The organism is Mesorhizobium sp. M1409, from assembly GCF_040317535.1.
Classification (GTDB): domain Bacteria; phylum Pseudomonadota; class Alphaproteobacteria; order Rhizobiales; family Rhizobiaceae; genus Mesorhizobium.
This window is the reverse complement of record NZ_JAMYKV010000035.1, coordinates 64,828-74,694: the sequence shown is the minus strand read 5'-3', so window position 1 is coordinate 74,694 and position 9,867 is coordinate 64,828. Positions and strand designations below refer to the sequence as shown.

Below are 9,867 nucleotides of genomic sequence, written 5' to 3'. Positions count from 1 at the left end.
CGGCAGCGCTCCCGTCAGTTTTTTTTCCGTATTTTGTTTTAAGATGTTCCCGCCGTTCACGCGGGGGCTTTGCGGTGCTAGGTACTGGATTCAATAATTGTCACGGCCGTGCAAATGCGCGGGCCCGTTTCTTCCTGCCGTTGACTTGCTATCGCGCCATCAAGACCGGCAGCGACCGAACGTCGATCCTCGACTTGGCGACACCCCCGAAAATCCGCTCAGCGGCGAGCTTCAGATCGCCCTCGCCCTGGCTCGGTCCGGACGCCGCAAACTCCTCGTATCGCTGCGCAAGCGGAAGTGAGAAGGGCTGGTGGGTTCATTGCGCTGAATCAAACATCTTTGGTGCAGCGCCACTTGATCCGCATCAACGTGCTCGCGAACCAAGGTTGTAGGCTTCAGCCAATCAGTCGGGGAAACGCAGATGAAATTTTCGATCGCGCTGGCGCTCGCGGGTTTGGCCTTGAATGCGGCCGCCGCCCAGGGACTGGGCGATGGCGAGGCTGAATACATGAACTCATGTGCCGTCTGCCATGGTCCCGAGGGCAGCGGCGATGGACCGCTCGGCGACGAATTGGTGAAGCGCCCGGCTGACCTCACCCGTCTTTCGAAAGACAATGGCGGCGAGTTCCCCTACTGGCGCGTTTTCGCGGTGATCGATGGCCGCACCATGGTGCCGGAGCATGGCGATCGGGACATGCCGGTCTGGGGTCGCCAATTCCTCCCCGATGACGCCAGGAAATACGGCCCAAACGCTGGAGAGATCGTCACCACGGAACGGATTCATGAGCTGGCTGGTTATGTCCAGACATTGCAGCAATAGCACGCCGGATTGGAAACGCTTGCGCGCGACACCGGCACAAGGAGGCAGACATGATCGTTGAGAACCAGCAAGCCGCTGTCGCGTTTCTGCTCGATCCTGCTTCATATGGCACGACCGAGCCGGTCGAGGCGATCGAAACCCATATCTCGCGTATCTTTCTGATCGGCCGGCGGGCCTACAAGATGAAACGCGCGGTCAAGCTGCCCTATGTGGATTTCTCGGCGCCGGCGCTCAGGCTTGCCGCATGCGAGAAAGAGGTGGAACTCAACGCGAAGACCGCACCCGGCCTGTATCTGGGGGTGCGTCGCATTACGCGCGAAGCCGACGGCAAACTGGCTTTCGATGGCACCGGCCAAATGGTCGATGCGGCGATCGAGATGGTCCGCTTCGACCAGTCGAAGCTTCTCGATCGTATGGCAACCGCCGGAGAATTGTCGCCGGCGCTGATGACCGCGGTTGCGCGCATGATCGTCGGCTACCACCGTACCGCCCCGACGATCCACCATGGCAGCGGCTCATCCAATCTGGCGAGTGTGCTGGACATCAATGAGGCCGGCTTTGCGACCAGCCATGTTTTCACAAAACCGGAGATCGAGACTTTTGCCGAGGCCTTCCGCACCGCCCTCGCCCGGCATTCCGGATTGCTCGACCGCCGGGAAGCAGCAGGTAAGATCCGCCGGTGCCATGGCGATCTGCATCTGCGCAACATCTGCCTTTTCGACGGCGAGCCCCGCCTCTTCGATTGCATCGAATTCAACGACCAGATTGCAACTGTCGACGTCCTCTACGACCTTGCCTTCCTGTTGATGGACCTTTGGCATCGCGGTTTTCCGCAGCTCGCCAATCTCGTGATGAACCGCTATCTCGATGAGGCTGACGACGAGGACGGGTTCATCCTGCTGCCTTTTTTCATGGCGGTGCGGGCTGCCGTGCGCGCCCATGTCACCGCGACGCAAGTCGAGGAAGGCAGTGCCGATTCCGACACGTTGACTGCCGAGGCGAGATCCTATTTCGACCTTGCCAGAAACTTCCTCCAGGAAGCCCCGCCGCGGCTCGTCGCCATCGGCGGCCTCAGCGGTTCCGGCAAGACGACCGTTGCGGAGGCGCTCGCCGCCCATGTCGGCGCGCCGCCCGGCGCCCGCATTGTCGAAAGCGACCGTATCCGCAAGGCCATGCACGGAGTGCCGGCCGAGACCAGGCTGCCGGATAGAGCCTATCGACCAGAGGTCTCCGACCGCGTCTACCGCGAAATGGCGTGGCGGGCCGGCCTGATCCTCGCGGAGGGTGGATCGGTTGTCGCTGATGCAGTGTTTGACAGGCCTGCCGATCGTGACCGTATCGAGAAGGCGGCACGTGACAGGGGCGTGGCTGTCGCCGGATTCTGGCTGGAAGCCGATCCGCTTGTTCTCTGGCAACGGGTCAGCGAGCGCAAGGGGGGTCCTTCAGACGCCACCATCGATATCCTCTCGCGGCAATTGCAGCGAAATGCCACTCAATCTACCTGGCGAAAGGTCGACGCTGGTCGGGGGCCTACCGATATCGTCTCGGAGTTGAGAAGGTTTTCCGATAGCGGTACCTTCGAAACCCTGCGCACAGCCTCCTGACTGCAAGGTGATCGACCTCAACGGAGATCGAGCGTTGTGCCGGCCCGACTTGATCGCGATCACCGGCGTGACGTGTGCCGCCGCACGGGCGGCCGAGATGAATTTGCGCGGATTGGGAATTGCCCGTTGCCGGTGCGCTGCTTCAGGAGGGGATAGACGTAGCGGTTATCCTGAATGCGTTGCGCGCCCTTGGCGATGGACATCTCGGGCGCGCAAAGTGGACGATAGCAAAATCGGTGAATGGCCATGGCACAGCAGAATCTGGTGGTTTGCGGCAAATGCGGTGGGATCAACCGCCTGCCGCCGGCCCGCAATGCAATGGAGGCGAAATGCGGAAAGTGCGGGACCAGGCTATTTTCGGGGCACCCTGAAGACGTCGACGCCGCGACTTTCGATCGTCAGATCGCGCGCGGCAGCCTGCCCGTTGTCGTCGACGTCTGGGCACCCTGGTGCGGCCCCTGCAAGATGATGGCACCGGCCTATGAAGCGGCGGCAACTGAACTCGAGCCGCATGTTCGCCTGATCAAGCTCAATTCCGAAAATGAGCAGGCTGTCGCCGCAAGGCTCGGAATTCGCAGCATCCCGACCATGATCCTCTTTCATGGCGGGCGCGAAATCGCGCGCACATCCGGCGCAATGACAGCGGGCCAGATTGTCAGGTGGATTCGCGACCGCTTGCCGACGATCACCGCTTGAAAGTCGCCGCGCAATGGAGGGCTGGCAGCTCATTTCGGCGGCTGCGGCGTGCTGGCAAGTTCGGCGCTGGCAGGCATGTTCGATGTCGATATCTCGGTGCTCAGTGCGTTGCGGTGGTCAAGCAGTCGGTCCCCGTCGACACTATCGGTCAGGCCGGCGTTGGGGGCAAATGCGATCGGCCGGCTGTCGCTGGCGGCGTTTGCCGGTCCAATCAGGTTCTGGTTGCCGCTGGCCGGCGCAACCCTGGTCGCCGCGACCGCCGGCTACGGCGCCATGTTGTTGGTCAGCCCTTGATAGAAGCGCGGTTGTCGAGCCTCCTTTGATACGGATCAAGGGCCAAGGCCGTCCACCGTTCTATGGGACTCCATGAAAGGAGTTTGCCATGACAAGTTTGAAGGACCTCACCCCCAACTTCCGCCATGTTCGGTTGCTGCTCGCCCGCGAAAAAGGCCATCCGGAAGGTGATCGCGAGGAGGGCTACGATGTGCTCGCCCCATTGACTGGCGAAGGCCGGCTCGATGCGAAAGAGTGGAAATCGCACAAGGCTTCTTGCCGTGTTCGCCGGTTTCGCAATGGCGAGGAAGATCTGATCGGCCGGCTGAGGCGCAAGCCTGGCGGGCAATGGTATTTCGACTATGCCGAAGGCGATCGCGACGACGAGATCGGCTTTCATCTCGGCGATGAGCGGTTCGTGACCGGCGAATATGTGTCGATCGCGCGCAACGGCACCATGCACACCTACCAAGTGGCACAAGTGGAACGGCCTTGACCCGTTTGGGGCAAACTCCCTGGAGGTAAACCATGTCGCGACGCGTCCTCATCGTAGTCGGCCACCCCGATCCCGCCCCGGACCGACTCTGCCGCGGTCTTGCCAAGGCCTACGGCGAGGGCGCGGAACAGGCAGGACACGCCGTCCGCCGGGTCGATCTGGCAGCAATCGATTTTCCGATGCTGCGCACGATGCGGGATTTCGAACACGGCGTAATCCCGGAGAGCCTCAGGGATGCCACCGAAGCGATCGTCTGGGCCGAGCACATTGTCTTTGTCTTCCCGCTGTGGCTCGGAACCATGCCGGCCATGCTCAAGGCATTTCTGGAGCAGGTAATGCGACCAGGAACAGCCTTTGCGTACCCAGACAAGGGCAGCGGGTTCACCAGGACGCTGCTTCGCGGCCGCTCCGCGCGCGTCCTGGTGACGATGGGCATGCCTTCTGTTCTTTACCGCCTATGGTTCCTCGGACACGGCATCGCCGGCATGCGGCGAAGCATCCTGCATTTTGTCGGCATCAGTCCGGTGCGCGAGACCTTGTTCGGCATGGTCGCTGGCGCCGGCGATGCAAAGCGGGCGAAGTGGATCCGACAGATGCGCACGCTCGGCGAGCGAGCGCTTTAGGCCAGCGATCCTGATATCCGAGCTGCGACGCGACATCACCATTTGCTGCCAAAATCGATTTGACCCGCGTCAAGGCTGCCGGCTCTTTTCCCGGCTTCATTACCACCCATCAGAGCCTTCAATTTTGGGAGAGCATCATGACTACGGCTGATTTCAACATCCCTGTTCGCAAAGTCGCGACCGCGGCGCCAACGAAACTTCGACTGGGTTCCCTGACCGCATTGGTGATCGGTTCGATGGTCGGCTCCGGCGTGTTCAGCCTGCCGCAGAATATGGCGGCAGGTGCTGGTCCCCTCGCAATCCTGATTGGCTGGACCATCACCGCGGTCGGCATGCTGGCGCTGGTCTTCGTCTATCAATCGCTTGCGACCCGCAAGCCCGAGCTCGACGCCGGGCCTTACGCTTACGCCAAGGCCGGCTTCGGTCCCTTCATCGGCTTCACCAGCGCGTGGGGCTATTGGATCAGTGCCTGGGTCGGCAACGTCTCCTACGCGGTGATCGTGTTCAGCGCCCTGTCCTACTTCTTTCCGGCGTTCGGCGACGGAAACACCTGGCAGGCCGTGCTCGGCGCATCGATCCTTTTGTGGCTGATCCATATCCTGGTTCTCGCCGGCATCCGGCAGGCGGCGATCATCAACCTCATTGTAACGGTGGCGAAGATCGCTCCGATCGTCTTGTTCGCAGGGGTTGTTGCCGTCGCCTTCAAACTGCAAGTCTGGTCCCTCGACTTCACCGGTCTGGGCAACGCCAGTCTCGGCTCGATCACCGCACAGGTGAAAAGCACAATGCTGGTGACCCTGTGGGTGTTCATCGGCATCGAAGGCGCCAGCGTATTTTCCGGCCGGGCCGAGCGCCGCAAGGACATTGCCATGGCGACAATTCTCGGTTTCTTCACCTGCCTTGCGCTCTACGCTCTGGTGTCGCTGCTGTCGCTCGGTATCCTCAGCCAACCTGAACTCTCCGCGCTGAAGAACCCATCAATGGCGGGCGTATTGGAGGCGGTTGTCGGTCCCTGGGGCGCTATCCTCATCAACATCGCGCTTGTGGTGTCGGTGGTCGGCGCCTTCCTGAGCTGGACGTTGCTTGCAGCCGAAATTCCCCATGTCGCCGCCAAGGACGGGACAATGCCGAAATTCTTCGGCCGGGAAAGCGAGCGTGGCGTGCCCTCGATCTCCCTTCTGATTACCAATCTGCTCGTGCAGGCGTTCCTGCTGATCACACTTTTCGCACAAAGCACTTATCAAGCGCTGTTCTACATCGCGTCGGCCGCAATTCTGGTGCCCTACATCTTTTCCGGAGCCTACGCTGCCAAGCTCGCGCTGACCGGAGAAAGCTACGAGGGCAATGAACAACGCGCCGGTCCGCTTTTCGCGGGGTTGCTGGCAACGGTCTATGGTTTGTGGCTCGTGTACGCAGCGGGACCTGCATACCTGTTCATGTGCGCGATCCTCTATGCGCCCGGCATCATCTTCTACGTGTGGGCGCGCCGCGAAACCGATCAGCGCGTGTTCCATCCTGCCGAAGCAGCCCTCGCCGCAACCCTCATCGCTGTCGCCATCCTCGCCGTTTACGAGATATGGACCGGCGCCGTCAGCCCGCTGTGAGAGGAGCGGCGCGATGACAAGCCTGGGTGTGCATTCCGAAGTCGGCCGTCTGCGCGAGGTGATGGTCCATCGCCCGGATCTCAGCCTGCGCAGGCTGACACCGGAGAACTGCAAGGCGCTGCTTTTCGACGATGTGCTGTGGGTCAAGCGGGCTCGCCAGGAGCACGATGTCTTCGTCGATGCGTTGCGTGAACGCGGCGTGCTGGTGCATTCCTTCGGGCAACTCCTGGCTGAGACGATGAGCCTGAACAAGGCCCGCGACTGGCTTCTCGACCGCCGCGTACATCCCGGCGTCGTCGGGCTCGACATGGTCGACGAGATGCGCGGATGGCTCAACGAGATGCCGCCAGAGTTGCTCTCGTCTTACCTTGTCGGCGGCATTGCCCGGGCGGAGCTTCCTTTCGAGCCCAAAGGTTTGACCGGAAGAACGCTGGCCCCCCAGGATTTCGTACTGCCGCCGCTGCCGAACCAGCTTTTCACCCGCGACAGTTCCTGCTGGATCTACGGCTCGGTTTCCGTCAATTCCATGTACTGGCCCGCCAGGCGCCCGGAAGCGGCCAATGTCGAAGCCGTCTACCGCTTCCATCCCCGCTTCCGCGACAGCGGTATTCCTTTCGTCTCACCAGATCTGGGCACTGGCACCAGCCTGGAAGGCGGAGATGTCATGCCGATCGGTGGCGGAACGGTCCTCGTCGGCATGGGGGAGCGTACCACGCCGCAAGCCGTGGGTGACCTTGCGCGCAGCTTGTTCGCTGCCGGCGAAGCGACACGCGTGATTGCCGCCCTGATGCCGCGGGACCGCGGTTTCATGCATCTCGATACCGTCTTCACCTTCTGTGATCGTGACCTTGTCACCATGTACCCGCCGGTGGTGGACCGGTTGCGCACCTTCTCGCTGCGGCCAGGCGACGGAAAAGCGGCGGTCGAGGTCACGGATGAGACGAAACCGTTCACGGCTGTGGTTGCCGAAGCCCTTGGACTGAAGTCGCTGCGGATCATCGCCACCGGCGGCGACCGCTACGAAGCTGAGCGCGAGCAGTGGGATGACGGCAACAATGTCGTTGCGGTCGAGCCCGGCGTGGTCATCGGCTACGACCGCAACGTCTACACCAACACACTCCTGCGCCGCGCCGGAATTGAAGTGATCACGGTCGAAGGCGCCGAGCTTAGCCGCGGCCGCGGCGGCGGTCACTGCATGACCTGTCCGATTGTCCGCGACCCGATTTGACCCGAAAGGAAATCCCCATGGCGATCAATCTTCATGGCCGCTCCGTCCTGACCCTGGACGACCTCACGGCCGACGAGATCCGGTTTCTTCTCAAGCTCGCCGCCGATCTCAAAGCGGCCAAGCTCGCCGGGCACGAGATACCGCGGCTTGTCAGAAAGAATGTCGCCCTGATCTTCGAGAAGGATTCGACGCGCACACGCACGGGTTTCGAGGTGGCGGCCTACGATCAGGGCGCCCACGTCACTTACTTTGGCCCCACCGGCAGCCATATCGGCCACAAGGAATCCATGAAGGACACCGCCCGCGTGCTTGGCCGGATGTACGATGCGATCGAGTATCGCGGCTTTGGCCAGCACCAGGCCGAACTGCTTGCCGCGCACGCCGGCGTGCCGGTCTACAACGGTCTCACCGACGAGGCGCATCCGACGCAGATCCTCGCCGACCTCATGACCATGCGTGAATTCACGCACAAGCACCTGTCGGATATGACCGTCACCTTCGTCGGTGAAGGTCGGGACAATGTCGCGCTGTCGCTGGCACTCGGAGCAGCCAAGGTCGGCATCGACATGCGCATCGCATCGCCGAGGGAGCTTTGGCCGGACGAGGAATTCTGTGCCCATGTCCGGGACCTGGCAGACCGCGGCGGTGGCCGTTTCCGGCTCGACGAGGATGTGGCTGGCTGCGTCCAGGATGCCGATTTCATCTACACCGACGTTTGGATGTCGATGGGCGAGGACAAGTCGGGCTGGGCCGAGCGCATTCGCCTTCTGATGCCCTATCGTGTCACCAGCGAGGTTATGGCTGCCTCCGGCAATCCCCACGTCAAGTTCATGCACTGCCTGCCGGCGTTCCACGACACCGATACCGAGATCGGCGCCTTCATTGCGAAGGAATACGGCATCGACTGCATGGAGGTCACCGACGAGGTGTTCGAGTCGGGTGCGTCGATCGTCTTCGATCAGGCCGAAAACCGCATGCACACGATCAAGGCCTTGCTCGTCTCCACGATCGGCAACTGAGATGCGGATCGTCGTTGCGCTCGGCGGAAACGCACTGCTGCGCCGTGGCGAACCCATGACGGCCGAGAACCAGCGTGCCAACATCGTGCGCGCTGCGGCTGTATTGGCGGGTCTGATCGGCGAAGGGCACTCGATCATAATAACGCATGGCAACGGACCGCAGGTAGGACTTCTGGCCCTCCAGGCCGCGGCAACTTCAGATGGCCGCACATTTCCACTCGATGTGCTTGGCGCCGAAAGCGCAGGCATGATCGGCTACGTCATTGAGCAGGAACTCGGCAATCTCCTCAAAGAGAGGCTTTTCGCGACCCTGCTGACGCAGGTGAAGGTCGATCCGCACGATCCTGCTTTCGCTCACCCGACGAAGCCTATCGGCCCGGTCTACGACGAGGCAACGGCACGCAAGCTTGCCATCGAACGCCGCTGGCGGATTGCGCCCGATGGCGACAAATGGCGCCGTGTCGTGCCCTCGCCCAGACCGCTGGAGATCCTGGAAGCCGCTGTGATCTCGTTCCTTGTCGAACGCGGTGTGATCGTCATCTGCACCGGCGGCGGCGGGGTTCCAGTGATAGCCCGGGTAGATGGCAGTCTTTGCGGCGTGGAGGCCGTCGTCGACAAGGATCTGGCAAGCTCGCTTCTTGCGCGTCAATTGAAGGCCGACATGCTGCTGTTGCTGACCGATGTCGACGCCGTCTATGTCGACTACGGAACGGCGACTGCTCGGGCGCTCCGGCGCGTGAGCCCCAAGGAGCTATCCGGGAAGAATTTTCCGGCCGGCTCCATGGGACCGAAAGTCAGCGCTGCAATCGAATTCATTGAAGCGACAGGCAAGCCTGCGGCAATCGGCAAGCTTGATGACGCCGTAGAAATTGTGACGGGCGAACGCGGCACCTGGTTCGAAGCCGACGCTCTGCCCTCACCCATCGAGCCTCGGAGGTTTTAGGCAGCCACGACACCGACGACATAATTCTTGCCGTAGGCTTTGGCGCATTTCGGACATGTCGTGTAGAAGAAGTACACGTCACTTGGCTCGGTGTTTCGAGCACGCGCAATCTGCCGCATCTCCTCATCCCAGGTCCTCGCCTGGCTGAACGGACCCTCGAACACCTTCGTTATGAGGTCTCCAGTCAGCGTAGTGATCTTCTCGCCGGGCACAGGCTTCGAAACCGCAAACAGATGCTCGCTGCTCCAGGGTGAGATGTCCCTGCTCAGCACAATGAATTGATCTTCGTCCGAGGCGCCGGCGTCTTCGATGTGCTTGTTAACGCGCGCGAACACGCTGCCCATATTCATCGGGATATGCATGACGCTGTGGGTCGTGGCCTTGACGAACCGCTTGTCGTTGAAATGCAGATCCTGACCGTCCCAGCCGTCGGGACTGAACCTGGGGCAGCAACCGGTCGTGTTGACACTGGCGTCGTACCGAGGTGTTTCATTCGTCCGCATGGCCTGTCCTCAATTGAACCGCCATCTGACGGGCAATGATTCCGGCCATCATTGATCT

11 protein-coding genes and 2 pseudogenes are annotated in these 9,867 nt (G+C 61.6%); 11 read left to right on the top strand and 2 right to left on the bottom strand.

Annotated elements, in window-relative coordinates; translation table 11 throughout:
- Positions 1-421 precede the first annotated feature (421 nt).
- Entirely contained in the window at positions 422-820 is a 399-nt protein-coding gene (locus NKG99_RS23985) for a c-type cytochrome (RefSeq protein WP_352871224.1), read from the top strand.
- A 50-nt stretch (positions 821-870) separates the two neighbouring features.
- The gene (locus NKG99_RS23980) at positions 871-2,424 is read left to right on the top strand and encodes a bifunctional aminoglycoside phosphotransferase/ATP-binding protein (RefSeq protein WP_352871223.1); all 1,554 of its coding nucleotides are present in this window, start codon (positions 871-873) and stop codon (positions 2,422-2,424) included.
- A gap of 36 nt (positions 2,425-2,460) precedes the next feature.
- Here NKG99_RS23980 and NKG99_RS23975 read toward each other — a convergent pair.
- A pseudogene (locus tag NKG99_RS23975) lies at positions 2,461-2,544 on the bottom strand (hypothetical protein); the annotation flags it as partial.
- Between the two features lie 2 nt (positions 2,545-2,546).
- Here NKG99_RS23975 and NKG99_RS35995 point away from each other — a divergent pair.
- The 9 genes and pseudogenes from NKG99_RS35995 to arcC all read left to right on the top strand — a co-directional run.
- Positions 2,547-2,795 (top strand): annotated as a pseudogene (locus NKG99_RS35995) (hypothetical protein); the annotation flags it as partial.
- Positions 2,689-3,120, top strand: a complete 432-nt coding sequence (trxC, locus tag NKG99_RS23970) for a thioredoxin TrxC (protein WP_502911040.1) — start codon at positions 2,689-2,691, stop codon at positions 3,118-3,120. The pseudogene NKG99_RS35995 and the gene trxC, both read left to right, overlap by 107 nt.
- A gap of 48 nt (positions 3,121-3,168) precedes the next feature.
- The gene (locus tag NKG99_RS23965) at positions 3,169-3,414 is read left to right on the top strand and encodes a hypothetical protein (protein ID WP_352871219.1); all 246 of its coding nucleotides are present in this window, start codon (positions 3,169-3,171) and stop codon (positions 3,412-3,414) included.
- An 88-nt stretch (positions 3,415-3,502) separates the two neighbouring features.
- On the top strand, positions 3,503-3,889 hold the full coding sequence (locus NKG99_RS23960) for a hypothetical protein (RefSeq protein WP_352871218.1): 387 nt from the start codon (positions 3,503-3,505) through the stop codon (positions 3,887-3,889).
- Positions 3,890-3,921: 32 nt separating this feature from the next.
- Complete coding sequence (locus NKG99_RS23955) at positions 3,922-4,512, top strand: NAD(P)H-dependent oxidoreductase (RefSeq protein WP_352871216.1); 591 nt, start codon at positions 3,922-3,924, stop codon at positions 4,510-4,512.
- Positions 4,513-4,649: 137 nt separating this feature from the next.
- Positions 4,650-6,116: an arginine-ornithine antiporter gene (gene arcD / locus NKG99_RS23950; protein ID WP_352871215.1), complete on the top strand. Its 1,467-nt coding sequence runs from the start codon at positions 4,650-4,652 to the stop codon at positions 6,114-6,116.
- Positions 6,117-6,129: 13 nt separating this feature from the next.
- Entirely contained in the window at positions 6,130-7,344 is a 1,215-nt protein-coding gene (locus tag NKG99_RS23945; RefSeq protein WP_352871213.1) for an arginine deiminase, read from the top strand.
- Between the two features lie 17 nt (positions 7,345-7,361).
- Positions 7,362-8,363: an ornithine carbamoyltransferase gene (argF, locus tag NKG99_RS23940; protein WP_352871212.1), complete on the top strand. Its 1,002-nt coding sequence runs from the start codon at positions 7,362-7,364 to the stop codon at positions 8,361-8,363.
- 1 nt (position 8,364) lies between these two features.
- Positions 8,365-9,306 (top strand): carbamate kinase, encoded by a 942-nt coding sequence (gene arcC, locus NKG99_RS23935; protein ID WP_352871211.1) that lies wholly within the window; start codon positions 8,365-8,367, stop codon positions 9,304-9,306.
- On the opposite strand, the gene NKG99_RS23930 is transcribed toward arcC, so the two are convergent.
- Positions 9,303-9,809, bottom strand: a complete 507-nt coding sequence (locus NKG99_RS23930; RefSeq protein ID WP_352871210.1) for a hydrolase — start codon at positions 9,807-9,809, stop codon at positions 9,303-9,305. The genes arcC and NKG99_RS23930 overlap by 4 nt on opposite strands.
- Positions 9,810-9,867: the final 58 nt, after the last annotated feature.

Bases quoted from the DNA above. Each gene is read 5' to 3' on its own strand.
- argF (WP_352871212.1), top strand. From the start codon at position 7,362: ATGGCGATCAATCTTCATGGCCGCTCCGTCCTGACCCTGGACGACCTC.
- arcC (WP_352871211.1), top strand. From the start codon at position 8,365: ATGCGGATCGTCGTTGCGCTCGGCGGAAACGCACTGCTGCGCCGTGGC.
- NKG99_RS23985 (WP_352871224.1), top strand. From the start codon at position 422: ATGAAATTTTCGATCGCGCTGGCGCTCGCGGGTTTGGCCTTGAATGCG.
- NKG99_RS23930 (WP_352871210.1), bottom strand. From the start codon at position 9,809: ATGCGGACGAATGAAACACCTCGGTACGACGCCAGTGTCAACACGACC.
- NKG99_RS23960 (WP_352871218.1), top strand. From the start codon at position 3,503: ATGACAAGTTTGAAGGACCTCACCCCCAACTTCCGCCATGTTCGGTTG.
- arcD (WP_352871215.1), top strand. From the start codon at position 4,650: ATGACTACGGCTGATTTCAACATCCCTGTTCGCAAAGTCGCGACCGCG.
- NKG99_RS23955 (WP_352871216.1), top strand. From the start codon at position 3,922: ATGTCGCGACGCGTCCTCATCGTAGTCGGCCACCCCGATCCCGCCCCG.
- NKG99_RS23980 (WP_352871223.1), top strand. From the start codon at position 871: ATGATCGTTGAGAACCAGCAAGCCGCTGTCGCGTTTCTGCTCGATCCT.
- NKG99_RS23945 (WP_352871213.1), top strand. From the start codon at position 6,130: ATGACAAGCCTGGGTGTGCATTCCGAAGTCGGCCGTCTGCGCGAGGTG.